The organism is Alteromonas sp. Cnat3-28 (assembly GCF_022348265.1).
GTDB classification, from domain to species: domain Bacteria; phylum Pseudomonadota; class Gammaproteobacteria; order Enterobacterales; family Alteromonadaceae; genus Alteromonas; species Alteromonas macleodii.
Window position 1 is genome coordinate 415683 of the sequence record NZ_JAKREY010000001.1, and the last position, 25131, is coordinate 440813.

Annotated in this window: 27 protein-coding genes and 1 other RNA gene; 3 read left to right on the forward strand and 25 right to left on the reverse strand. The window is 40.5% G+C overall.

Going from position 1 to position 25131, the window contains the following annotated elements:
- Positions 1 to 70: 70 nt before the first annotated feature.
- A complete protein-coding gene (locus MHM87_RS01850) occupies positions 71 to 418 on the reverse strand; it encodes an RnfH family protein (protein ID WP_061485785.1) in 348 nt (115 codons plus the stop codon).
- Positions 415 to 846, reverse strand: coding sequence for a type II toxin-antitoxin system RatA family toxin (locus tag MHM87_RS01855; RefSeq protein ID WP_014949308.1), 432 nt, complete (start codon positions 844 to 846; stop codon positions 415 to 417). Before MHM87_RS01855 ends, MHM87_RS01850 begins: the two co-directional genes overlap by 4 nt.
- A gap of 145 nt (positions 847 to 991) precedes the next feature.
- Here MHM87_RS01855 and smpB point away from each other — a divergent pair, with 145 nt between their 5' ends.
- Positions 992 to 1471 (forward strand): SsrA-binding protein SmpB, encoded by a 480-nt coding sequence (smpB, locus tag MHM87_RS01860; RefSeq protein ID WP_014949307.1) that lies wholly within the window; start codon positions 992 to 994, stop codon positions 1469 to 1471.
- Positions 1472 to 1515: 44 nt separating this feature from the next.
- Here smpB and MHM87_RS01865 read toward each other — a convergent pair whose 3' ends face one another.
- On the reverse strand, positions 1516 to 2739 hold the full coding sequence (locus MHM87_RS01865) for an NADH:flavin oxidoreductase/NADH oxidase family protein (protein ID WP_014976383.1): 1224 nt from the start codon (positions 2737 to 2739) through the stop codon (positions 1516 to 1518).
- Between the two features lie 393 nt (positions 2740 to 3132).
- Between MHM87_RS01865 and ssrA the strand changes: the two genes are divergently transcribed.
- Positions 3133 to 3491: a transfer-messenger RNA gene (gene ssrA, locus MHM87_RS01870) on the forward strand.
- A gap of 647 nt (positions 3492 to 4138) precedes the next feature.
- On the opposite strand, the gene MHM87_RS01875 is transcribed toward ssrA, so the two are convergent.
- The 6 genes from MHM87_RS01875 to MHM87_RS01900 form a co-directional block, all read right to left on the reverse strand.
- The gene (locus MHM87_RS01875; protein ID WP_239257600.1) at positions 4139 to 5929 is read right to left on the reverse strand and encodes a hypothetical protein; all 1791 of its coding nucleotides are present in this window, start codon (positions 5927 to 5929) and stop codon (positions 4139 to 4141) included.
- A complete protein-coding gene (locus MHM87_RS01880; RefSeq protein WP_239257601.1) occupies positions 5926 to 6774 on the reverse strand; it encodes a hypothetical protein in 849 nt (282 codons plus the stop codon). Before MHM87_RS01880 ends, MHM87_RS01875 begins: the two co-directional genes overlap by 4 nt.
- 44 nt (positions 6775 to 6818) lie before the next feature.
- The gene (locus tag MHM87_RS01885) at positions 6819 to 7307 is read right to left on the reverse strand and encodes a hypothetical protein (RefSeq protein ID WP_239257602.1); all 489 of its coding nucleotides are present in this window, start codon (positions 7305 to 7307) and stop codon (positions 6819 to 6821) included.
- 181 nt (positions 7308 to 7488) lie between these two features.
- Complete coding sequence (locus MHM87_RS01890) at positions 7489 to 8664, reverse strand: site-specific integrase (protein WP_239257603.1); 1176 nt, start codon at positions 8662 to 8664, stop codon at positions 7489 to 7491.
- Between the two features lie 15 nt (positions 8665 to 8679).
- Positions 8680 to 8871, reverse strand: coding sequence for a hypothetical protein (locus MHM87_RS01895; RefSeq protein WP_239257604.1), 192 nt, complete (start codon positions 8869 to 8871; stop codon positions 8680 to 8682).
- Positions 8872 to 9549: 678 nt separating this feature from the next.
- Entirely contained in the window at positions 9550 to 9879 is a 330-nt protein-coding gene (locus MHM87_RS01900; RefSeq protein ID WP_239257605.1) for a hypothetical protein, read from the reverse strand.
- A gap of 239 nt (positions 9880 to 10118) precedes the next feature.
- Between MHM87_RS01900 and MHM87_RS01905 the strand changes: the two genes are divergently transcribed.
- Positions 10119 to 10355 carry a hypothetical protein gene (locus MHM87_RS01905; RefSeq protein ID WP_239257606.1) on the forward strand — a complete coding sequence of 79 codons (237 nt, stop codon included), beginning with the start codon at positions 10119 to 10121 and terminating at the stop codon, positions 10353 to 10355.
- Positions 10356 to 10393: 38 nt separating this feature from the next.
- Here the strand turns inward: MHM87_RS01905 and MHM87_RS01910 are convergent, their stop codons facing one another.
- The 16 genes from MHM87_RS01910 to MHM87_RS01985 all read right to left on the reverse strand — a co-directional run bounded on the left by MHM87_RS01910 (position 10394) and on the right by MHM87_RS01985 (position 25127).
- The gene (locus MHM87_RS01910) at positions 10394 to 10942 is read right to left on the reverse strand and encodes a hypothetical protein (protein ID WP_239257607.1); all 549 of its coding nucleotides are present in this window, start codon (positions 10940 to 10942) and stop codon (positions 10394 to 10396) included.
- Position 10943: 1 nt separating this feature from the next.
- Positions 10944 to 11084 carry a hypothetical protein gene (locus tag MHM87_RS01915; RefSeq protein WP_020745037.1) on the reverse strand — a complete coding sequence of 47 codons (141 nt, stop codon included), beginning with the start codon at positions 11082 to 11084 and terminating at the stop codon, positions 10944 to 10946.
- 46 nt (positions 11085 to 11130) lie between these two features.
- Positions 11131 to 11394, reverse strand: coding sequence for a hypothetical protein (locus tag MHM87_RS01920; RefSeq protein WP_239257608.1), 264 nt, complete (start codon positions 11392 to 11394; stop codon positions 11131 to 11133).
- Positions 11395 to 11453: 59 nt separating this feature from the next.
- Positions 11454 to 12176: a hypothetical protein gene (locus MHM87_RS01925; RefSeq protein ID WP_239257609.1), complete on the reverse strand. Its 723-nt coding sequence runs from the start codon at positions 12174 to 12176 to the stop codon at positions 11454 to 11456.
- Positions 12176 to 12661, reverse strand: a complete 486-nt coding sequence (locus tag MHM87_RS01930; RefSeq protein WP_239257610.1) for a hypothetical protein — start codon at positions 12659 to 12661, stop codon at positions 12176 to 12178. The genes MHM87_RS01925 and MHM87_RS01930 overlap by 1 nt, the downstream gene beginning before the upstream one ends.
- A gap of 4 nt (positions 12662 to 12665) precedes the next feature.
- Positions 12666 to 13358, reverse strand: a complete 693-nt coding sequence (locus MHM87_RS01935) for a hypothetical protein (protein ID WP_239257611.1) — start codon at positions 13356 to 13358, stop codon at positions 12666 to 12668.
- Between the two features lie 103 nt (positions 13359 to 13461).
- Positions 13462 to 16650, reverse strand: coding sequence for a type I restriction endonuclease subunit R (locus MHM87_RS01940; RefSeq protein ID WP_239257612.1), 3189 nt, complete (start codon positions 16648 to 16650; stop codon positions 13462 to 13464).
- Between the two features lie 11 nt (positions 16651 to 16661).
- On the reverse strand, positions 16662 to 17816 hold the full coding sequence (locus tag MHM87_RS01945) for a DUF4268 domain-containing protein (RefSeq protein WP_239257613.1): 1155 nt from the start codon (positions 17814 to 17816) through the stop codon (positions 16662 to 16664).
- Between the two features lie 21 nt (positions 17817 to 17837).
- A complete protein-coding gene (locus MHM87_RS01950; protein WP_239257614.1) occupies positions 17838 to 18344 on the reverse strand; it encodes a hypothetical protein in 507 nt (168 codons plus the stop codon).
- Entirely contained in the window at positions 18344 to 19531 is a 1188-nt protein-coding gene (locus MHM87_RS01955) for an ankyrin repeat domain-containing protein (protein ID WP_239257615.1), read from the reverse strand. The genes MHM87_RS01950 and MHM87_RS01955 overlap by 1 nt, the downstream gene beginning before the upstream one ends.
- A gap of 18 nt (positions 19532 to 19549) precedes the next feature.
- Positions 19550 to 19978, reverse strand: a complete 429-nt coding sequence (locus MHM87_RS01960) for a DUF4917 family protein (protein ID WP_239257616.1) — start codon at positions 19976 to 19978, stop codon at positions 19550 to 19552.
- On the reverse strand, positions 19936 to 20541 hold the full coding sequence (locus MHM87_RS01965) for a DUF4917 family protein (RefSeq protein WP_239257617.1): 606 nt from the start codon (positions 20539 to 20541) through the stop codon (positions 19936 to 19938). The genes MHM87_RS01960 and MHM87_RS01965 overlap by 43 nt, the downstream gene beginning before the upstream one ends.
- A gap of 6 nt (positions 20542 to 20547) precedes the next feature.
- On the reverse strand, positions 20548 to 21954 hold the full coding sequence (locus MHM87_RS01970) for a restriction endonuclease subunit S (protein ID WP_239257618.1): 1407 nt from the start codon (positions 21952 to 21954) through the stop codon (positions 20548 to 20550).
- Positions 21944 to 23635 (reverse strand): class I SAM-dependent DNA methyltransferase, encoded by a 1692-nt coding sequence (locus MHM87_RS01975; RefSeq protein WP_239257619.1) that lies wholly within the window; start codon positions 23633 to 23635, stop codon positions 21944 to 21946. The genes MHM87_RS01970 and MHM87_RS01975 overlap by 11 nt, the downstream gene beginning before the upstream one ends.
- Before the next feature lie 127 nt (positions 23636 to 23762).
- Positions 23763 to 24419, reverse strand: coding sequence for a HEPN domain-containing protein (locus MHM87_RS01980; protein WP_239257620.1), 657 nt, complete (start codon positions 24417 to 24419; stop codon positions 23763 to 23765).
- 15 nt (positions 24420 to 24434) lie between these two features.
- Positions 24435 to 25127, reverse strand: coding sequence for a hypothetical protein (locus MHM87_RS01985; RefSeq protein ID WP_239257621.1), 693 nt, complete (start codon positions 25125 to 25127; stop codon positions 24435 to 24437).
- Between the last annotated feature and the right edge of the window lie 4 nt (positions 25128 to 25131).

Consider the following 25131-nt stretch of genomic DNA (forward strand, 5'->3'; position numbering starts at 1 on the left):
AAATGGCCTTCACTTGAAGGCCATTTTTGTATCTATCTTTGGCGCTGGCGTAGAAGCGCTCAGCTGACTGCTATGACTTCGCCTTAAGTGGATTTACCTTTCCACCTGTGACTTTGTCAGCGCGCCCTTCCTCTTTCGCTCTCTCAGCACGGCGCTTGCGGATTTCTTTAGGGTCAGCAATAAGCGGGCGGTAAATTTCAATACGGTCGCCATCGGTAAGCGTGTCGCGAAGCTTAACCACGCGGCTCCAAATACCCACTTTTGTTGCTTTCAAATCAATCTCGGGAAACTGCTCAAGCACGTTAGACGCGTTTATTCCTTCTTCTACCGTCGCATTTTCATGAATAGCAACATCAATGATAGTTTGCTTGGTGGGTAACGCGTAGGCAACCTCAATATTGATGAGCTTCTTACTCATGCGTACACGCTCCGCGCTCGGTCTGTAAACGCTGCAACCATACTGCTGGCTAAACTGTTAAACACTTTACCAAAAGCCATTTCAGCTAGCTTATTGCTGAATTCAAACTCTAGGTTTAATTCAATTTTACAGGCTTCTTCTGATAACGCTGAAAATGTCCAGCCACCGGTAAGCGAGCGAAACGGACCGTCGACCAGTTGCATTTGAATACTTTTACCTGGCTCTAACACGTTGTGCGTTGTAAACCATTGCTTGATACCAGCTTTTGCCACTAACAATGACGCTTTCATGCTTTGCGCTGACGTGTCGAGGATCTTGCTATCGGTACAGCCTGGCAAAAACTCTGGGTAGGAAGCTACATCGTTGACTAAGTTAAACATGGCTTCTGCGCTATGAGCTACCAGCGCGCTTCTATGAATACTTGGCATTGATTCCACTACAATTAAAACTCTTGGCCGCATTGTATCACAGAAAATTTGGTTCGCTCGTATTCGGTTTTGAACCAAATGCCCCAATATAAGATAACAATGACAACTAAAGACATTCCTTTGAACAATCAGTATAATAGCCAGCATGAAAAAGAATAAAGCCAACAAAAACACCACAGGAAATATCGCGCAGAATAAAAAAGCGCGTCACGACTATTTCCTAGAAGACAAGTTCGAAGCCGGACTTGAGCTTCAAGGGTGGGAAATTAAAAGTATTCGTGCCGGTAAAGTGAACATTACCGATGCGTACATTATTATCCAGAATGCCGAAGCGTATTTGGTAGGGTGTAGAATTAGTCCGCTGAATCAAGCCTCTACCCACGTTATCGCTGCTCCAGAGCGTGCTCGCAAATTGTTGCTGAACAAACGAGAAATTGACCGCTTAATGGGTGCGCGAGACCGCCAAGGTTATTCAATCGTTGCCACGTCTATGTATTGGAAAAAGTGTTGGGTGAAACTAGAAATTCACCTAGCAAAAGGTAAGCACGCCCATGACAAGCGTGACACCATTAAAGACAAAGATTGGCAACGTCAAAAAGAAAGAATGATGAAACACAGCGTTTAACGCTGTGTTTTTATTTGGGCTGCCAAAAAAGAAGTGTAGTAGGTTTAACCTACGTCTCGTTTCGTCATTTTCTTGCGATGTAGCATATCAAGAATCAGACTCCACAGCGGTGACGGGTTTCTTAAGGTGGTTAGGTTATTCCCAAGGCGTCTAAGTTGTCTTCGCACCATGGCCATATTCGCAAGGCTTGCAAGCGATTTATCTTTCCAAGAGCAGTGTGGAATTATGCCCGAATACGCCCATTCTTGTTGCCACTTTTTAGCTAAGTCGGGCGTAATAGCAAGGGCGCTGGCTAATCCAACAAGGGCACAGCCCTGCTCAATTACTTCCTCTGCTACCTCGGCCCTTTTTATACCGCCAGTTGTCATAAGCGGAATATCAGTTTTACTCACCAGTGCCTGCGCAAATTCCAAAAAGTACGCTTCTCTGGCCAGCGTGGTGTCGTCACGAGTTTGCCCTTGCATGGCAGGCGCTTCATAACTGCCGCCAGACAGTTCTACAACATCAACACCCAAGGCTTCCAAGCGATTTACCACCTCACAGGCATCATCAAAAGAAAAACCATTTTTCTGAAAATCTGCAGAGTTAAGCTTTACCATAACAATAAAGTCTTTAGCGCAAACCGCTCGAACCTGACTGACTATGTTTATCAGCAAGCGGGCGCGATTAATAATAGAACCTCCCCACTCGTCTTGACGCTGATTAGTAAGCGGAGACAAAAACTGCGTAAGCAAGTAACCGTGAGCGGCGTGAATTTCAACGCCATCAAACCCGGCTTTTTCAGCTTGCTTAGCAGTTTGAACGAAACGTTTGCATACATCGTGAATGTCTTGGCAGGTCATTTCTCGTGGTTGTGCAAACAGCTTGGAGTGTTTACCCATATCAAGCGGTACAGCAGAAGGCGCAATTGCTTTGCCTTTCATCGCTTTAAATACCTGCCGACCGGGGTGATTAATCTGCATTATGGCTAAAGCGCCATTAGACTTAATGATTTTTGCCCATTTTTGAAACGGTGCGATGTCGGTATCTTTTTCTAGTGCAACGCCACCTGGCCCTGTCATGGCGCCTTTATCGACCATAACGTTGCCTGTGATCACCATGCCTAAATTGCCGTGGGCCCAATATCGATAGAGTGAGTACAAAGACTCTCCGGGAATATTTCCCATACTCGACATATTTTCTTCCATAGCAGCTTTAACAAGACGGTTTCGCGCTGTTACGCCACATGGCAAGGTATACGGAGAATACAATATGGAATCTGAAGACATTTACACTACAAGCCTTTTAATTATGCTCACGTACTTTAATGGTTCTTGCTACTAATTGCATCATTACATCAGCACTATTTCCTTAAAAATTCGCTAAAGTAATCAAATAAAAAGCGCTATTTTAGTTTATAAATTGCGTTTCTTGCACAGCCCTTGTGCGCTCGGCACTTGAATTTTACTCAAGCATCCACACATCTATGGTAGTTCAATAATACTCAATGTTTGTGTGTTGCTGTTTAAGCAAAGCTTCAACTGAAAGCCACACAGCTAAGCTTTTGAAAAACTAGATGTTATTTTTGGTTGATTTATAGACAAACCCTTAAAATTTATAGTAATTTTCAAAAGAATGTATTTCACCATGTAACAATTGTGCTATTATTGAAAATCACACTCGGGGCTGATTAGGATTCGACAGGATCTAGGAAGCCGGAGGTGCATGCAGAGGAGCGGTTTGCCTCTTAAAAAGCCGCATTTAAATAGTCGCAAACGACGAAACATACGCACTAGCCGCTTAATAACCGGCATAGGCCCTTCCACCCTAGTCTTTTCCTGCTAGCGGGGATTCGGAAGGTCATCCAAGTAGGATAGCGAGGGAACCTTGTCTAAGGGTGAACCGCGAAACAGTATTAGGCCAGCTGCAAGGAAATCCTGTTTGTCGGAGTTCCAAGCAGTTAAATAAATGACAAACTAAGCATGTAGTACCAAAGGTAGACATTTTCTGGACGCGGGTTCAAATCCCGCCAGCTCCACCACACAAAACCCACTACAGCCCAACTACATCGCGGGCTGTAGTGGAATCCCCTACTAACAACCCACTAGCAATCAACAACAAAGTACACTTATTCTGCACGCGCTGTATTTAAAGGGTTTAAGGCTTTTTTTGAAGTTTTGGATTTGCTTCAAATTTAATTGGAAATACACCATTACTACACGTAGATGTTGCGATTTTTAGCTCATATTAACTTCTAATTTATGGCGGACAAGTTAGCGCGAACCAACCCCTTTTAATGTTTATCAAAAAATAACTTATTTATTTCGTCACGATTTATCGGCGATAAGTGGTAAGTTAAGGTCGTAGCGAAGGCTTAATTTGTCATTTACTGCTAGCTACTATCCACTACGAATAAATTAGGGAAATTAAATTAACAAAATGTAGTGACAAGGCACCCTAACTCCAAAACCTGGCAGACATTAAGAAAAGTTTTTAACAAAGAATTAAGGAGCTGATGGGGCTAGCTCATTCGCCAGGAGCGTAAATTAACTCTCCAGATTTTAGGAGCGAAGCGATCGAGTGAAACACTCTTGCAGCAATACGCGCTCAGAAAACTAAACGCGCCCCCATCTGCTAGACCCTTATCCTACTACCACTTCACTTTACTTTAAAGGTTTTAATATGTAGCTAACAACTTAGTAAATTGAAAAGCTCTCGCTTAACTGCCTTTGCCGCCTGCTTTTCTTTTAATATTGTCAGAGTAGCGTTGTCAAAACCGTTAATTTCATCAGCAGAAAAACGCAGATAATCAATAGTTTTTGAGCACCCGATTTCATACTTTGACAGGCGCTTTTTATAAGACAAACTAGACATAAAAGTAACTTTTGATTTCGTCGTAGTTACTCCATTATCTAACTTTACGCGACTGTATTTTTCTCGAAATCTTAAAAAAGGGTCATTATTCCCTTTATGGTTCAAACCTATATTAGACCACTGGACGACATCACCACCCTTAAACAAATAATAGTGTCCAACATCTAACCAAGCTGCTTTATCAGCAATGCTTTGAATTTTTAACTTACCAAGTTCTGAACCTATAAGGTTAGAATATCTTTTAAAAAAGTTATTCTGACTCACAGCTGGAATAGATACGTGCACTGAATCTGTGTTCACATAACATATATCTAAGCCCTCAAAATCAAGAAGAGCCTCCAACAATTTAAACATTTTCAATCTCGACCTTGCCAATACCTGACTAGAAAAGCTATATATTGTCTTAGAGTTATTTAAGTCCCATGTTAATCCACTTTTTTCTTTGTCTTCATCTATCACCTTAACTTTTTTTAATAATGGCGATGATTTTATCAGATAAGGCACCTCTTCATTTATGGTAAGGCATAGCTCTTCGTTTAGAAGTGACAGTAAATTACTGAAAGACTTATATCTAATTTTCTTTTCAACTCTTCTATTAGTTGCACTATGCAGCATAGCCAATTGAAGCTTATATGATCTTGCCAAAGACGACTTATTGGCCTTTTCAGCTCTAGTTCTTAGTCGATAGAGCCTTTTTGACTCATTGTATAGTGGATGCCCCATACTACTTTTAGATCGTAGCGCAGATAATATATGCACTTCATCAAAAAACTTTCTGTAATAGTCTAGTTCAAAATCAAACAACTGAGTTTCAACTTCACTTGTGTCATTTGCTTTGAACTTCAATGAAAGTCCTAATTGAGTATATTTAAATGGATGATAGTTTTGAAAAAATTTTGAATGTGGGCGCTTCAAAATAACATGATATAGACCAATTTCCTTTGACCAACTCTGCCCCTTAAAAGTTGCGTTAATTTTTTCGAAGTAAACAGCACTAGGGTCTAAAAACTCACCTGACATACAATCAGCGAACATTGAATTGAAATCAAGTGCAATTATTGCTCTGTCTCTTCGGAAATCGAAAAGTTTATATACTTCTTGATACGGAGGAATATATGCATGAGCAAAAACTTCATCGTAACTACTTTTATACCTGCATTTTCTTCGTATTATGCTCTCGGATTTCCTACTTACTGTGGATTTAATAGAGCCACTTGTTAAACCTATTTTTCTTACATACTCTAAACGATGCTTAAGAGAATTAAAGCGCAACTTTAAATTAGAATAATATTTTATATTATCAAATATAGGAAATAGGCTTTCAAAAGACAATACTTTCACATTAAAGTGTTGGCTCCACCGTAGTAACTGAATCACTTCCTTATCAGTTAGAACAAGAAATGTCTTTTCACACCCCTGATTTTTTTTAAAAAAGCTTTCAAAGTCGGAAGTCTTTTCATCATAAACTTGTTCTCCATCCGTAGCCAAACAATAAAATTCTTCAACTTTTCTTTGAGATTTGAAATTTAAATCTACAGTTTTCCCATTAATATTTGAGACATTTGGAATTTTCCTGTCGAAGCGAGAACAAATCAATCTGTTCATATTTGTAAATGATGATTTGTGATTAGGTCTTTGACTTCTTTAAAAATCGTTACTTTGGATTCTTCAAATCGCAAATCAACTATTTTTTTAATAAAATCTCTCATATCCTTCGGCAGGTAGTGCAATAAAGTGTGCTGATACCTCAAACTCCAATTTTCATTGTGTTCTGCGGAAGATTCAAGGCAATATCGAGGAATAAATGCCCTCGCATCACTGATTGTTCTTTTGTATCTCGATAAAAATTCAGAAAAACCGTCCAAATCCATTTTTTTTAACTCTCTGAATAAAAAGTATAGTCTTACACAAGATAAAACTTCTCTCATTATCTGCTTATCCATCTTTAGGTGAGATCTTACACCATTCTTAAGTTGCATCTCTCTATGTATAAAAAGTTGAACCTCATACACTTTAAAATATACAGTCAAATCTTCTCTGTATCTTTCTAGCTCATCGAAAATCAAATCTAAGCGTTTAATTTCGTCAACGCTCATAAATAAATCAAAAACTTTAAGCTTTGATAGTACCAGATCTGCTGGCTTACTATTTTTATAAACTGCCTCGGCATATTTAAGGTTAATTGACTCAGTTCGACAGTAACGTCGTGTAGCCAATATCGCTCCTTTTTCCAATGTATTTTTGAACATTGAATTTAAGAGACCCTGAGCTGAATATTCTTTTTTATCAACAAATTGTAACCATTGAAGTTTCATTTGCTCAATCAAATAGGTTTCTTCTTGGCTCTTCTGCTTCCTAGCTTCATATTCTGCATCGGTTTCCCAATTCCACCAATCTGCGTAAACTCCATCACTTAAATAACTTTCAGATCCACAATATTCAAAACTCATAGACCGACTCCCTAAATATGACTATTTCTTTTCAAAGCTTAACTTTAACCAGAGATTTGCAATAGATAAATCCATATTTTTGTGCAAAGTTCTTGAAGAGAATTCGATAAGGCCTTTTGTCCCAAAAGACTACCATTACGAGCATTTACTTCAGCCGTGTAGGCCTCAGAACTACTATCTACCAAGATATACTGGTAGTCTAAGTGTTCATGAATGTAGCGCTTTGTCATTGTATCTAGCTTTAGTTCACCGCTAGCAAATTTAGGCAGGTCGTAAGCTCGTAGTGAAGGGATAACGAGCCTGTTTGCAACATAAACGCAAAACTGGTCTCCACTTAATCGACCCGATGCATGGCTATTAAGTCTTGTTATCAGCCCAAACTTTCTGTCAGATTTGTGATTTTCAATTTGACGACCTGACATTCCGCAATAAAGAAGTTCGTCACTCTTCCATATTGCATAAATCCCAGCAGGTATCTTGGGTATATCAGAGTTAGGCCATTCAGAAAATTTATAGCGTTTTGAAAATTCCATTTTTCCCTATTAGACAGGCTTTTAACGCTTTAAAAGCGTTCGTATTGCTTTATTTCTCTATCTTAGCAATGTCGCGCTAAAACTAAAGTATCTTATTTATAGGTATTTCAAATCAGAAAGCCAAAAGCCACTGTCTAGATTGTCAGTGGCTTTTGGCTTTCTGAATGCTGCTATTACTTAGCTATCGGCTACGCGCTTCCTGCCGTTTCGACTGTTTTTCATAAGCTTCAATATAGTTTCCGTAGTGTTCAAACAATTGCTGTGGCGACGCGTGTCCCATGAGCTTCGAAATTTTCCAAAGGTTTTCGCCTTGAGAAATTAGCCTTGTGGCAAACGTGTGACGAAGTTGATATGGGTAGCGATATCGCACCCCAGCCCTTTCAATAATTTTTGACCATCTGTGTTTTCTAAATGAATCAGCATTCCATCTCCTTCCTTGATCATTAACAAATACGTACTCCTCATCATGTTTATCCATTTCTAGCTCCAACATGTCTGCTAGCTCCTGAGAGATAGGTATTGTTCTTTTTCCGGCTTTCGTTTTTGTGCTTTTCGTCGTACCGTGAACAACAGCATCGTAAATAGAAACCTCTAGACTTATGAGGCAAACATCCGTTTTTTTGAGTGCAATCCATTCACTTGATCTCAAACCTGTTTCGCTTAACAGAGTAACAATTGCTTTTTCAGTTTCACAGGTCTCATTTATGATTTTAGTCATTTCGTTAGGAGTAAACGGAAGAACGTCTAGATGTTTTTGCCTATTGTCGTGTTTTGTTTCAATATCAATATGATCTTTCAACTTAAAGCCGACAAGTGGATTTAGCTTAATCACCTTATCGGTAATCGCTTCATCTAATGCAGATCGCAATACGGAAAGTCGATTACCTAACGTTTTTGAAGAGACGGTAGCGTTACTAACGTAGTTAACAATGTTAATACGCTCCAGTTCTGCTACGGGTATGTTCCACAATGCCTTAAGACCGTTCAAATCTTTTTTGTAACCAACGATTGTAGCTATGGATAGTTTACGCACCTTTGCTTTATCAATATACCTGTCTAGATAAGTTTTGACCGTAATTCCCTTCGTAGCCCCACCAAACAGCGCTAATTTTTTAGATTTAGGGAAAAAATCGGCGTAGAAAAACGTTTCTTTGGCAATTTCATGCTTGATGGTTCCCAACTTATTTGCTGCCGCATTGAGGCCTGCCTGAGTAATTGCATAGCCAACAGGCTCACGACACAAAATACCTTTGTAGGTAAACGCCAGTTGGATACCCGTTGCACGTTCGTGCTTATCATAACGAATCGACACACCGCGCACCGTTTTCAGTTTTTCAGCATTTTTCTTTAACAACATATACCATCTTCCTTTTTAAGAATTTGAGCCGCTGGTGCGTGCCCATTCACTTATTGCTACAAGGTCAACCCAACGTTCACGAACATGTGCTGGTTTGAAAACATGTGTACCCTTCACCCAGTAGCCACGCTCGATGCGACGTTCAATCGCTTCTATACTTTCACCAGACAAATCGCAATACTTACTCAATGGAACGGCTGTTAACACTTACTTAATCCTCTTTACTTCTTTCTCGACTCTTCACGGCAGAAATTTTGTGCAGCCGTAAAAGCTTGCATTGATAACTTGGCCCCCCATATTCGAGTAATGAGAGACAAGCTGTTTCACCGAAGGCTAGTAGCCATTCGATGAAGCTATTTTTACAAGTTAACCATTCTCAAGCGAAATTTACGGGAGAATGGAAATTGAGGTTATAAATGCCACCAAGCAAAAAACCATGTAAACGCTGTGGATCATGGGAGCGCACTCCTAAAAGTGTTTGTATTCCCTGCAACAAAAAAGATCAGACACGAAGAAATCGCGCAGACGCCACGGGACAGAGTAAAGTCAACGAAGCTAATGCACTTGCGAGACAAGAAGCCATTGATAATGGGCAAAATGTATATACTACGGTTGATTTTTGTTACGCATGTAATACCAACCTTCGTTACGTAAAGGGCCATAAGTGCTTTGAATGTAATTATCTTGGCGCACCAGACAATCCCGACGACAAACCACGTCCATTGATATCAAAAGGTCAAGCCTCGAAGCGATAAACATTCAACTGAAAGCACTGAGTAAATTCAGTGCTTTTTTCAAAGATTGACAACCTTCATTCCAACAGTGCTTTGCAACCTGCGGTCACTAGCGTTTAGGCTATAAGTTCCGCCAATCAATATGATTTGGCTATATCCATTCATCGTTCAAACTACAAAAGTCATCAGAGATAGAAAAGGTGTCATCAAATGTACTTGACGCTTCAAATACAAAGGTCGGCTCTATAGCTAAATCAAACGGTTCAATGCAGTCGTCAATAATAGCAATCACAGCTTCATCGTCATGATTAAGTGGCCCGTCACCGATGATATAGCCACCAATATCCACGCTACTATTTTTTATAAGGGGTAAGCCAGAGCCTGGGTTTATCTGGGGAGCACTTATTTCTTCATCGGGTGGCTCAGATGCTTCTAAAGATATACCGCAGTGGTCAAAAAGTTGGTGGCTAAGTAGTGTCATATTTATTCCGTAAATATTGATTTGGTTACTAGAAATTTACGGAAAATTGTGGCATTTTCAATTTCATTGACTGCATAGTCAGCAACAATGTAATTGCCTCCTAAGCGACATCGAGTCCGCAAAAAAACGTTAATATTTCCCGAGAAAATATGCGCTATTTCTCCCTTTGCCTAATAAATTTCCTTCTTGAGATCCTTATTACTTCTGAGGTCAATTAAGAAAAATCAGGAAGGTAATATATGAAAGGTAGTCGTCGTGCGCGCTACTCAGCGTTGTTTTGGGTGACGGAATGGGGAATGAAGCTAGGAGATGTCTTGTTTGCCGTATGGCTCATACAACTTATCACGCAGTTTGAAGTCCACAACTCTTATCCATTCGTGGGATTGAAAGGCTGGGTTTTTATTTTTTTGCTTTATGCTACAGCGTTAATTTGCGAATTTTTGCGAAAAAAACTCCCTATTCAGAATAATGATTAGAGCACCCTAGGGTGCTCTATTTTTAACGATAAATACTATTATTTACATGCTCCAGGTACACGACAGGCGCATGAAGATGGTGCGTGACACGCATGATCATCCCCACAACGCGCAGCTTTGTTACTGTTCGCACCATAAAGCACATCTGTTGGATATTTTCCAAAATGCTTTTCATACAACGCAACAGTTTCGTCAAAGGCAGTTTGCAATGAGCGTTGGTCATCATCACCGTAGATACCAAAGTATGGGTAATGGTGAATGAAGTAGCCAAATATTGCTTCGCAATCCTTCTGGTACGCCACCGTATCAAGGATATGCTCATGCCAAAACTTGTCTACAAGCTTATTAGGCACTAAGGCAACTTTAGGATAAATCAGCTTCAAGAAAAGAAACTTTTTGTATTCTTCCTCTGCGAAGTCTATCAACTCTTCAGTCCATGTTGCCTCAGATGACTTTGATAGCTTCCATTTCAACTTATCCAAGTTTAGCGAATTTATTGCCACGCGCTGCTCACTATACTTACCGACATCAGCCCCTATGTTTTGTTCGAACGCCTTATTTACAACTTGTGCCATTACAGTATTCATATTATTTACCTCCCTGTTGAATTTGCTTACTACGATTGCCGTGTTTCTGGTCATACTGCTTGTTAGTTCCAGGTGTTCCTTTGTTAGGATTTTTCTGGTTTGCAGAATTGTCCGTTGGCTTAATTTTTTTCTTTTGAGACATATCTTTGTTTCCTTTTTAAAAGTTGAAAGTTTGATACAAACACGTATCACCTTCGCTTAAGGAAACGTTCTAAGTGCTTTCGTTGAATTAGACTGTCAGGAATGAACTCTTCACGAGCTTTTTTAAATATAAGGCGGTAGTTGCCTAGTTTAAATCGTATCAAGCCTTTCGCTAAGCTCAATTGACGTCCGCCAAGTTCGGCATAGCTTTTACCAGACTTAAGGCCTTCCTCTATCTGCTCAGCTTTAGAAATGTACTTACGGCACTCAGCCGATTCGTATTGGTTGAAAAGTTTGCGTAATGTTGTCATGGCTATCTCCTTTGTTTCGACGATAGCCAGTTTTTATTTGTGCTCGGCACAAACAAGCATTAATTCAACATTTTTTGAAAATAATTCCAGGCTTCCTCCGCTTCTGCCTCGATAGCCTTTATTTTCTTATTCAGTGCCTCAACTACAGGTAGACGAATGACGGCGTCTTCTTCAAGTTTGTGCAATATCTCTTTTGCCTTGTCATACCGCTTTTCATTAAAGTTGAATTCTGCATCTTCGTATCTGCTCATATAGTCTTCCCAAGGTATATCTTGAGAATAAGCTATTAAAATCGGGGATATATCTGACGGATCATCATGATTAGAGAAAAATGGAGATGGAAGTTTATCAGTAAACAAGTCAAATTCATCCGACTTGAGCGCTTCGATAATTTCATGGATGTTTTCTCTGACTACGCCCAAACTGAAAAACTCTAAATATTGCTGATTAGCAAGTTCTAACAACATCTTCTCAAACTTACTTGTCATTCCTGACTTAGCATAGCTTTGCAAAAATGCCTTAGTCTTTCCGGTATCACCGTTTAATAAATACCAAACGCAAAGAATATTCCTTACTGAGTAACGTCTTCCTTTTATGATTGGATACTTGTTTTGTGTGATATGATCATGACTTTCACCAATTATTTTGCTTCGATACAAGCTAGCACCGTCTTCTTTGGTGAAAATGGTGTTCAGAGCGTTTCTGATACGCTCTGGTAATTTTTCCGTTTTTAGATAGCTCCGTGCTAACGCTAAAAATGATTGAACTTCTACTTCACCCATTAATAGCGCACCTCGTCACAAAGTAGCTCACGTATATCCTCCCGCCCTACTTCATCCTTGTTAATGTTCCTAAGAATATCTACCGCTTTCTCACCTTTGTTGCAGCGGTAAACTATGCGGTTACTCGTACGATACTGATAGTCGTTTACTCTTTCTTTATTGTAGTGTTCATAGATATAGTTAATTGTCCCGATACATTGCCCTAGCAGAATTGACTCCAGCTTAGACAGAGAAAGTATCCCCAAAAAGTTCCGTCTATCCTCATCTACTTCATTACAAGAGCGCACAAGGTCAAGCTTCTTTTGGTTTTTAAGCGCTGCGATTGCTAAGCACTCTCCTAGTTGCATAAATTCTTTCTTGTTGAATAGTACAAAAGAAGCCTTTGACACTTCACTTAGGTGGGCACAGTTGGAAGGTAAACGTTCTTTTGCATATGCTTGTGAAGCGAAAACTAAGAAGATGGCTAAGATAATGAGATACTTCATCGATTTACTCCTTTCCAAAACGCTTGAACGCTTTAATAAAAATAAGCAAGGTCACTATCCATGAGAAAAACGTAAGCGAATCTGCTGTCACTCCGTTTCCTAACCTGTCGAAAGCGCCTAATATTGTTTCGTTTGGGTGGTCTAAACCTATTATGAATAAAGCGAGCGCTAAAAAGTAAATTGAGAATTTTACTAAATTTATAACGATGCGATTGAACCCGTTAGCCGCTAGCGCCAATTTATATCTGACGTCATAGTGAGTAACCTTCACAGATATCAGTTTCTTTAGCTTCAAGACGGTTAGCACTGCGAGGGTTATCATGAATAACTTGTCTATCGCTGTTAAATCAGATGTGTTACCCACCCCATCAAGTTGTTCAAGCTCTGAAAATACAATAACCGCGAAGTAATAGGCGATTAAATATAACGAGACCAGCAGCGAAATCAGGTGAAGAAAAGATTGATAATAAGGTATCGCGCTTCCTTTAAATTGATAGATACCTTCGGGGTCAAACAACCTTATTTTTTTTCTGGCTTTCAGAATGAATTTAGATTCTAAATCGCTTACGTCTAAGCTCTTAAGTGGCTGCTCGTTTTGGTTTTGTGAAATATTGGCTTCGTTACTATCAGTTCTCGATTCATGCGTTTCTTGTTTTTCATAAGCAAAACTAGGCTGAGAGTCGTAATCCCTTACCATACTGCGTTTCTCCATCTACAACGTGTTTTATGTTGCTTTTACAAAGTAATGTTAGATTGATTTATGTTAATGTAAACTCATTGACAGTCCGCAACATCGCTACCTAAGAAGTCCAACTTTCACTCAAAACTTCGGCCTGCTTAAGGCATAGTTCTATTGCCTCGTCAGAGCGATCTGGGGGATATTTCCATCTACGTAATGCTCTCCGCACTAAGTTTCGTAACCTTGCTCGAACACTGTCTCGTTTTTGCCAATCTACAGTGGTGGATTTTCGAAGCTTTTCGGTAATATCTTTAGCAAGGCTACGTAAGTTATTGTCACCAAGCTCTCTAACCGCACTTTCGTTTTGAATTAGAGCTCGATAAAAAGCGATCTCGTCATTATTCATACCGAGTTCTTCAGCTTGCTTAAGATCATCCTCCATATCTTTTGCCATCTGGATTAGCTCTTCTATCACTTGCGCAGTCTCTATAGCGCGATTGTGATACTTTCTCAGCGTTTCCATAATTCTTTCTGAATAAGCCTTTTCTGAAACCACGTCGTTTTTCAATTTAGCTTTAACGTCGTCCTTTAGCAGCTTTTCTAAAAGCTCAACCGCAAGGTGGCGCTGCTTCATGTTTCTTACGTCATCCAAAAACTCTTCAGATAACAGCCCTACATTAGGCTTGTCTAAGCCCACAGATTCAAATACATCGACAACTCCGCCAGCAACAATGGCATTATCAATAATTTGCTTAAGAGCAGAGTTCTTATCTTCATCTGACTTTTTCTTTCCACCGCTATGCTTGGCGAAAGCCGATTTTATTGCACTGAAAAAGGCTATTTCTTTTTTGTACTCTGCGGTCTCATCCAATGTACTACATAATGAAAATGCTTTAGAAAGTGGAAGCATTGCATCGAGGAAGCGTTTTTTTCCGTCAAGTTGACCATTACCAGGGTTAGGCAAACCCAAAATATGATTCATTGCACCAGGTAAAAGCTTAAGTGCACTGCTTTCGTAGTCTGAGTAATCATATCCAACCATCAACGCCCGAATGATCTCAAGCTTTTCAAGCATAATTGCAAACGCTTCATGGTTATCGTGTGTAGGTTTACCCCTGCCCTGCGAATCTGCATATGTTTTCAATGCATTTTTCAGTTCGTTAGCAATACCGATATAGTCAACAATAAGTCCGCCTGGCTTATCTTTAAACACTCGGTTTACACGGGCAATGGCCTGCATGAGGTTATGGCCTTTCATTGGTTTGTCTACATACATCGTATGACAAATAGGCGCATCAAACCCAGTTAGCCACATGTCTCGAACAATCACCATTTGTAAAGGGTCGTTAATGTCTTTGTAGCGTTTCTCAAAAGACTTTTTGGTGTCCTTGTTGTGAATATGCGGTTGGAATAAGGGTTTATCAGATGCAGACCCCGTCATGATAACCTTAACGGCACCTTTATTAGGGTCGTCATCATGCCAATCAGGGCGAAGGGCAACCAATGCATTGTACATATGAACGCAGATTTCACGGCTCATACACACAATCATAGCCTTGCCAGGAAATGTAGATATACGCGTTTCGAAGTGATTTACTAAATCTTCGGCAACTTCAGCCATTCGCGGTTCAGCGCCTACCAACCTCTCAAGCGCCGCCCACTTCGATTTAGCTTTTTCTTTTTGTGAAGCATCTTCTTCATCTTCGAATACTTCATCAACATCCGCATTTAGCTTTTCAATATCATCCTGCCTAATATCGAGTTTTGCCAAACGTGACTCGTAGTAGATAGGCACTGTGGCACCATCTTCTACAGCATCTTGAATGTCGTAGATAGAAACATAATCGCCAAATACTGCGCGGGTATCTTTATCTTCTGACGAGATTGGTGTTCCCGTAAAACCAATAAAAGAAGCATTGGGCAACGCATCGCGTAGATATTTTGAATAGCCGTAGACATATTTACTATCAATTACGTTGCCATCTTTGTCTTTAATTTCCACGTAACGCGCTTTATCGCCATATTGACTACGGTGAGCTTCGTCACTAACGACAACAATATTATTGCGGCTACTCAATATTGGGTGCTCTGTTTCACCCGCTAACAACGCAAATTTTTGGATAGTGGTGAATACAATACCACCAGACTGTTTAGAGGTAAGAATATCGCGCAACGAGTCACGGTCTTCAGCTTGAACAGGTGTTTGTTTAAGCGTTTCTGATGCCATTGAAAAGGTATTGAATAATTGCCCGTCTAAATCATTTCTATCAGTAACAACTACAATAGTCGGGTTATTCATTTTTGGCTGGGCCATTAGTTTACCTGCGTAGCAAACCATAGAAATTGACTTACCAGAGCCTTGTGTGTGCCACACTACTCCGGCCTTACCTGAGCCTGGCTTTACTTTTTTGTGATAATTGGCGCGTGGCTCGCTGAATTCGTCTATCTCATCTTCTTTACGACTAGCCAAAACAGTAGCTTCAACTGCTGCTCGCACTGCGTGGAATTGGTGGTATGCAGCAATTTTTTTAATTAACTCGCCACCGCTTTCCTCAAAAAGCACAAAGTGACGAATATAATCTAAGAAAAGCTCTGGTTCGAAGAACCCTCTTATAACCGTTTCAAGTTGGTATTCATAAGGTCTTTTGTCATCTTCATCTTTTACTGTACGCCATGGTAAAAAGCGTTCTTTATTAGCCGTTAATGATCCAACTTTCGCGGCAAAGCCATCGCTTATTACTAAAGCTTCGTTGTACGTAAATAGGTCGGGTATTTGCTCTTTGTATGTAAGAAGCTGATTAAAAGCGCTATCGATAGTAGCATTTTCCGTTGCGGGGTTTTTAAGCTCAATTACTGCCAACGGTATACCATTAATAAACACCAACACATCGGGCCGACGATTGCCCTTTGCACCTGTAATGGTGAACTGATTAACGATGAGAAATTGATTGTTATCTACTGAAGAAAAGTCGATTAATCTTGCGTAATCAACTTTATCTTCACCATCTTCCTTATACTCTACTTTCACGCCTTCAAGCAGATATTGATGAAACTGCTTGTTGTTTTTAGTAAGTATTGGCGTGTCAGGCTGACTTACTGCGCTTACTGCCAAGTGAAGCGCGTCTTCAGGTAAAAGTGGGTTTATCTTTTTGAGTTGTGCGAAAAGTCGCTCAACGAGTAATATTTGCTGATAGTCTGCTCGCTCGGGAGACGCCCCATCTGGGGCTATGTCATAACCGTTTGCATACTGATACCCAGTCTCTTTAAACCAGTCGATACAAAGCTGTTCTAGTTGGTCTTCTGTGATCATGACATTCCTTACTACTGGGCACTATTCTTTATCTGGCTATTTGCTTGAGACAGATACTGTTTTGTCGCCTTCTCAAGTCTTATCATGTGCGTGATCATCCAGTCGATAATGTCAGGCCAAGAATCTCGCTCGTAGCCTTGAAACTCTTGTGAATATTGTACACGACTGGCTTTTTTCTCATCTAGTCTGAGCCAAGTTAACTCCTCGCTAAATGTAGTTTCAATATCTTGCTCATTCGCTTGCATAAAGTCGAAAATAAACTTGTTCTCTTCTGCACTAGATCTAGTGAACTCCAACTGCACTCTAGCCTCTTTTGCGCCAAAAATAAGCGTGTAGGGACATGAACGTACACCAGAACCAGCAGACAACCAATGATCCTTCGTGGGGTTAATATTATCAAACAAATCGCATTGACTAGTTTTGAATGCCTCTAATGCTTGCTCCCAAAATCCCAAACGAATTTTATGACGGTTTTTGAGTTCTTGCTCTGTAACCTTTTCGTCGGCTTCTTTAGCGCTAATACCTATCATTAACTCTTTAGCTTCGGGTGTTGGAATAATTTGCTCAACGTTTAAGAACAATTCCTCTCGTTGCCCCTCAGTGACGTCTAACTGCATAGAAAAAGGCGTAACCTTGAAACACTGTAACTGAATACCGTGACTTAATAACCAAAGCGCGGTACTGGTAACTTCCTTGCGATAATTGGCTGCAACAAAAATTAGCCGCTGTGCATTACCAGAATTAAGCACAACCTCGCCCATATCAGGTACTTCAAGGAACTCACATACTAATGCGTTAGCATCGCCGCCACCGCAGTAACGATTGAGATAACTTTGAAAAATATCGACGATTTGTTTTTTACCGAGGCCCGAACAATAAGATGCGTATTTCAGTGCCTGCCACACCACATCGCGACCTGTATCATCAAGTTTGTTTTCGATAATGACTAAATTACCGTCTTTATCTAGCGCAAGAAGATCCAATCTTTCACGCGTATCATCAAAACCGTCGAATTCTTTTTGGATAATTAGTAATTCTTCACCAAACGCATCAGGCTGATAAGCTAACCATTCCTGTAGATGATTCCTTTCTGAAAAACCTAGATCACTGAAGCGCTTATTTTGCAGGCGGGTAATTCGGTTGGTTGTTTTATCTATCTTAAACACTAACTTTCTTCCTTGACTCTTCTAAAAGGGTAAACCCAATAACCAACCTATGCCTGATAATGGACTTACAGGATTCACAACATCTTCAAATAAATTCTCAACCACTGCATCGTTGAGGTCGGCATTAGATATTCCAGAATCAATTACACTCTCGCAATCAATGCTTTCAAAAACTTCCGATGTAGTAACAATATCTATTTCGGGGTTTTCACTGATAGTCGTGTTGATATAGCTTGCGCTATCCGTCGCTTTTAACTGAATTTCATTAACACTGCCGTCTGGGTTTAGAATACTTATATCAGTTAGCGGATGGTTAGTAGACTCGAACAAATTGGCCGATATACCCTGTGCACTTAACGTATCCATATACTCCTGCTCAAACAGGATGCCCTTAATGTTGCTAACATGACCTAGAACAGATTCTGCCTCTACACTTGCGAAATAATCTGAGATTTCGTCCGCAGAAGCGAACTCTAGTTGATTATAGCCGCGCCTTACTGCTTCAAATACTTCGGCAACCTCAATCATTAAGAATACTCCAAGAGCGAAACAGTTTTATTGTACCGCTCATAGTTTTCATTGCTTTTAAGAACAGGTCTGTTGCTTATTGCAATATCGTGAGCAGTCGAACCTTTATCAGTTTTAAGTACAGGATTTGCGCCTAAGTCCAATAAAAGCTTAACGCAGGATGGAATCCCACTTTGCGCGGCCAACATTAACGATGTCCAACCATTACTCTTTGCGGAATCAATTTCCGCGCCTGAAGAAACTAATTTGCTAATAACGGGCTGATTGTTAGTCGCAGTCGCAAACCATAATGCAGTTCGTCCTTTTTTTGTTTTCTGATTAACGCTCGCACCTGCATTGATTGTTAACTCAATTAATTCAACTTTTGAAGTTTTGGCTAGCAACATCAACGCTGTAACGCCATTTGAATCTTTCGCGTTGACATCCACACCGTGTTCAATAAGTAACTTTACGAATGAATAATCACCACGAATAATGGCTTTCATTAACAGAGAATTGCCTTCACCATCTGCAATATCAACGTTAGTGCCTTTTTTGACTAAATCTTCGCTTACGTCTAAATACCCTCCTTCAAAAGAAGAAAGTAACGCTGCTTCTGCATATTTCGATGGAAAGGTAGCTCCCTTCTCTTTGAGTAAAGCAGCGATGTCTGTTCGGTTTTTAAAGTGTGCCCCTGTCAATGAATTCCAGCCGTCGTTACAGCAAATATGAACATCTGCACCGTGCTTTAAAAGAAATTGAACAATATCAGTTCGACCTTTTATTGAAGCCCAGATCAATGGCGTCCATCCTTGTTCATTACGGATGTTAATTTCCGCGCCGCAAGCTAACATCGTTTCAGCGATGGCAAAACATTCGGTTTCCAAGGCGATTAGCAAAGGATATTTTTTACCATTCGTTATATTAGGATTTGCGCCTTTTTTGAGTAATTCAGCCGCTAAATCGATATATCCAAGTTCAATTGAGTAAACAAGTGGTTGAGCATGAAACTGATTTAAATCGAAGTTATCAGAACTAAGGATAAGTTGGGCTATTGACTTAAATCCTTTTTGTAGTGCAAACACAAACGCCCCGATACCACTTTCGCCTTTCTCATTTAATAAGTTCGGCGATATATCTAAACTTTTTTTTACTGCACTTTTATCACCAAGCTTGATCTGCTCAATTAGGTCAGTTACTTCTTTCACTATTTCTTATCCTTGCAGCTACTCATTTCCGTTGTTCCAACAACCTTCGCTAGTTGAGTCGAAAAACACTATTTCTTCCAAACCAATCTCCGTAAGCTGTCTTTCAATATTTCCTGCTAGAACTTGGTCACCTCCATATATAGATACCGCTGCGCGTTGCACAGCCGACTTCCCAATTTGACGCAGTAAGTGAGTATCTTGTTCTCCTAAGCTCCAACCATAAATGACTAGGGTCTCACTGATTGAAGGCAAGACTTCATAGAAAACTTTCTCTAAATAGTCAGAACTTGCTATGGATTGTTGCTTCTTATCTGTTGTTCCTTCACAGATAAATATTGGCGCACACTGTTTTTCTTCCCACTCATTGAGAATAGCGTCTAAAAGACTTCCTCTATTTTGCGTGGCTATTTTCCTCGTGCCAGCGAAGCCTTTTCTTCGAAGTACCAAGTTACCATGTGGATAAAAAAAAGCGTAGTACCATCAGCTCTATATGGTTCTCGAAGATCTGCCCAATCACTCCTGAACTCTGATTTGTTAAAGCAGTCTTTGAACCAAACGCCAAGCTCTTCCCTTGAGAGTTGAGCAGCCCAATAGACAATCAAATCGTAATTCAAGCTTATAACGGTATCAAAATTCATCATATAGTGATAAATACTTTCTAAATGTGGACTAGCTTCCTCGTATGACACATGTACATCACGAACGGTGTTAATCAATGCCTTACGCACTAAAGAGTATGCTTCTTCTACTCTCCCAGGCTCAACTCCCAATGCTTCATTTACTTTTTTAGCCTGCCATAACCTCCGCAAGACAAGTTCAAAGTCTGAGACACCAAACTCCTCGAATACTTGTTGTACCTGTTCATTGATATATCCAAGACTACAAGCTTCTTCAAATAACGAGTCGTACCGAAAGCAATCGTTTACAGCGATACTAGAACCATTGCCTAACAGCAATGTTCCTTGATGATATCTGTCTGATATTTCATTCCATTCTCTTATTTGAGGCATAGCCTTTTAACTCACCAAATCATCACAAACTAATTCTTCACCGTTTAACAGCTTAGGTAAAAGGCTATCTCGAATATCTTTTAAGACTTCCGTTTGAGAACAATTTGACGCTTGCAAGACTAAGTTAGACATTGCAATTTTTTCAAATATTTCTGTCAATTCGATTTTTGAAACTGGAATACGTTGTTGCTGAAAATCTCCTTTCCTGAAGAACTCACGAGCACTTCCTGAAGCTAGACCTCTTGACTTATCTATTATCGAATCCAGCATAAACTTCGTAAAACCCTTCCCAACTTTAGATTCAATTTTCGGTCTAAAACACCACATATTCTGATTTCGAAATGCTGGTAATTGACAAGGTAAAATAAGGCCTCTCCCTCCTACACTAGCTCCCACCATGATAAGATGATAATCAAATGGTTCGCATAAGTATTTACTGTGCGAAACAGTATAACTCTCAGGCAAAAATACATCGTCAGATAAACGTTCGACCAAATTATTACTATCAAAGTTTTTTGTTCTTAGGACAAATATACCGTCTTCAATGTAGTCCTTACTTTTAAATGCGAAGCCATTTAATACATCAACAAGCTCTCCTACAGTCTTAAAACTCCACCCATCAGGTAGTTCCCCAAACTCACTCCCCACCAATTGATTCGGGAACAATTCGGCGATGGTTTGCAGTTGTTCTGTTGGGATGATGTCGCCTGCGCCTGCTATCGCTTGAATAGCGGCCTGTCGTTCGGCGGTGGCTATTTGCTCTGGTGTGGCGGCTGGGTTTTCTGCTAGTAACGCCTCGCGGGCGGCGATTTTGGCTTTGGTAGGTTCAAAATCTACGAACCAGCTTTTGAAGATTGCTTGGGCAACAACTTCGAGGCTTTGGTTTATTTTTTGATTTACTTTTATTTTGTCATCTAAAGACTTTAGTACCAAAACAATCTTATCTTGCTCTTCCCTTGATGGTAATGGTATTTCAAGCTTTTTTGCTGACCCAACGTTAAAGTGTTGCTGAACAGCTCCGACCAAATGAGAATTGATCTGATTATTAGCAACCGAGTTCATAAAATAACTCAAATAATGGGGACATAACTTCTGACGATTTGTGCGAACTATAACTAAGTCAGAACAGTTCGCAGTTGATAGGTCATCGGGTATCACACATGTTGTTCCTGGCTTCCCTGTCCGAACAATAGCTACATCACCTGGCGCAAGGGCGGACTTTTTCAATTTAGAGTGGAAGCTCTCGGAAATGTATCTGATGTCGTTCCAATCAATCTCATATTCACTAATGTTCTTTGACCTAAAAAATGGTATTCCCTCTTCCTGATATTCATGTGTCATTGATCCAACAAAACCAACCGTTATTTCGTTCACTAAATCGCCTAACTTAACTACAGGCCAATCAGCACTCATAACCTAACCCCTTCAGATTTTCCTTAATCTGCTGCTCCAGTCGGTTACTTTCTTCAAACTGCTCTTTTAATTGCGAAGTCAGTCGCGCCATTTTATCTGCAAAAGGTTCGCCATCATCTTCTTGCTCGGTTGCACCTACATAACGTCCTGGCGTTAGCACAAAGTCATGCTTTTCAATATCTTCGAGCTTGGCTGATTTGCAAAATCCGGCGATATCTTCATAACTATCGCCTGTTTGCCAGTTGTGGAATGCATCTGTGACTTTTTGGATATCTTCTGTTGCAAAGTCTCTGAGCACTCTGTCTTTCATATAGCCGAGGTTACGCGCATCAATAAACAATACCTCGCCCTTTCTATCTCGCAGGTTTCGGCCATAGTCATTTACTCGTGCGCCTTTGCTTTTGGTTAAGAACCAAATACAAGCAGGAATTTGCGTGTTAGTAAATAGCTGGCCTGGTAATGCCACCATACATTCAACCAAGTCGTTTTCGATAAGCGCTTTGCGGATTGCGCCTTCGTTGTTGGTGTTTGAACTCATGGAGCCATTGGCTAGCAATAAGCCGAGAGAGCCATTAGGAGCAAGGTGATACAGCATATGCTGTAACCACGCAAAGTTGGCGTTACCTGAAGGTGGTGTTCCGTACTTCCAGCGGAGATCGTCATCGGCTACGCCTGCATCCCACTCTTTCATATTGAACGGTGGGTTTGCCATGATGTAGTCGGCACGTAAGTCTGGGTGTTGGTTATTGGTGTAGGTACTGGCTGGCTCTTTACCGAAATTAAAGTCGATACCACGTATTGCCATATTCATGGCGGCTAACTGCCATGTAGTGTAGTTGTATTCCTGCCCGTAAATACTAACGTCACCAATGCGACCACCGTGTTCTGTAATGAATTTTTCAGACTGCACGAAAAAGCCGCCGCTGCCCATCGCGGGGTCATACACGCGGCCTTTGAATGGTTCTAGCATTTCAACAATCAGCGATACGATGGATTTTGGCGTGTAATATTGGCCGCCTTTTTTGCCCTCTGCCAAGGCGAATTGTCCAAGGAAGTATTCATACACATGCCCAAGGATATCTTTGCTGTTCATTGTGGCGTGATTGAACGGAATAGTAGCGATAAGGTCAATAAGCTCGCCTAATTTACTCTGGTCAATCTTCAATGTGGTGTACTGCTTGTTGAGTACACCTTTAAGCTTGGCGTTGTCGCGCTCAATGGCTTCTAGTGCGTTATCGATTAATTGACCTACCGAGCGTATTTTCTTACCTGCTTTGCCAGTAGCTTTATCAGCTCCAATCTCAATTTCTCCACCGTGAACAACTTTATTGTTATCCTGAAGAAACGACCAACGAGCTTCTTTGGGCACCCAGAACACATTCTTCTCAGTATAAAAATCGCGAACTTCCAGCTCAGCGTTCACTTCCTCTAGGTATTCGGGGTCTTTTTCGCCTTCATCAAAGTCAGCGGGATCTATAAAGTATTCGTCATCAGGGTTACTGAATGCCGCTTTCAACTCTTGCTGACGAATGGCGAACGCGTCGGAAACATATTTAAGAAAAACTAACCCCAATACAGCATGTTTGTATTGAGCGGCATCCAAGGTCGAGCGCAGTTTATCTGCTGCATTCCACAGCTTCTTTTCGAGACCGTTGAGAAATTCTTGTTCTTTGTTATCCACTACATTGTCCCTGTTTTCTGTTTTGTATGCAGGCCCATTGTCGCCAGCATCACTTATTCTGTTTGTTAATGTTACCGCGTGTATTAAGTTGGTTTTAGCGTTTTATGCTATTAGCTTGTTTAACTGCTTAGGATGTAACCACGGGATAGTTTGCTGTACCCCACAACTCTTTGGGATTACGCATCATAATGTCTAATAGCGCGGGGACGAGTTTATGTAAAAAGCAATTTGCATCTCGTAACTGCTCACGATTAACACGGCTATTCCATGTTGCACCGCCATGGATAAGTTGATTTCTAAGCGTGTACAATCGTTGTAACACCAGTTGAAGCACTGTTTGAGTCTGGGTGTTACCTAATGCTTTAGCGGCTTTAGATTTTGATTCAGCGAAGCGGGTTTTGAATTCATCTTCTGTTATATTGCCGTTTTGGTAATCCCAGAACGGCTGATACACATATTGGTTGTTCAACAATACTCTTATACTGCGCGGGAATTCCTGCCACACTATATTACTTAGGGTATTATCATTATCCAATGAAAGAAGTTTTTCGATAAACCGCGAAAAGCTCTCTGCTTCCCTCAGTTTTAGTGCATCTAAGTCTTGTGCGTAAATAGCGTTGAAAGCAATCCATAAAAATATAAATTTTGCATCTGGGTCGTCTTCGCACATCTCAGCGCGTTGCAACCAGCTTAGACCTCTGTGACTTCGAAGGGTTAAGTTATCGCAAAACGTGTCACGATGTTCACGTTGGTATGCTTTTAATATTTCGTATGCATCTTCCATGACTGCTCTCCTAAATTAGCGCCATTCCACCGCTGATACTATTCCCCAATTTCCTTTGTCGTTGGGGCGTCGCCACTTGGCTTTATTCATATTCCGTAAATATTGCAACGCATCCTCAAATGAACGGAATTTTTGCTCATCACCTTTTTCGCCAACAGTAAAGAATCCATTTCTAGCCAATTCTGGTGAGAAAAACGTACCATCTTTTGCTACAGGTACGTCTGTTTTTTCTGCGGTTGTACTTGCGTGGAATGAGTTCACTGACTGCTGTTTAGATAGCGTTTTTTCGGCAAGGACTTGCTTCGCTTTGGGCGAAGAATTATTCGGCTTATTCGCCTGTTGGGCATGATTGTTTAATTTGACCCAGGTAACTGCGCCATTAGGGTGGATGTAAGGGATCGGCTTTTCAAATTCTACAACATTCTTTAGTTTCCAAGCATAGTTCCACTTGTCTAATAAGCCAGCTTCTACTCTCTCTCTTGATATTCCATGCTTATCGGTTGCTACTAACAGTTGCTCATAGCTTAAAGGGCCTTCACATGCATAAAGTTCGGCTGTTCCGTACACATGTTTGGTGCCTTTCTTTATTAAGCCAATGACTTCTCTCTTACCTGTGCGGCTACCGCGCATCTCCCATATTTTGTCGCCTGCTAATATTTGTGAAATGTACGGTTCATCTATGACTAAACCAACGTCTGGCAATACCATACTT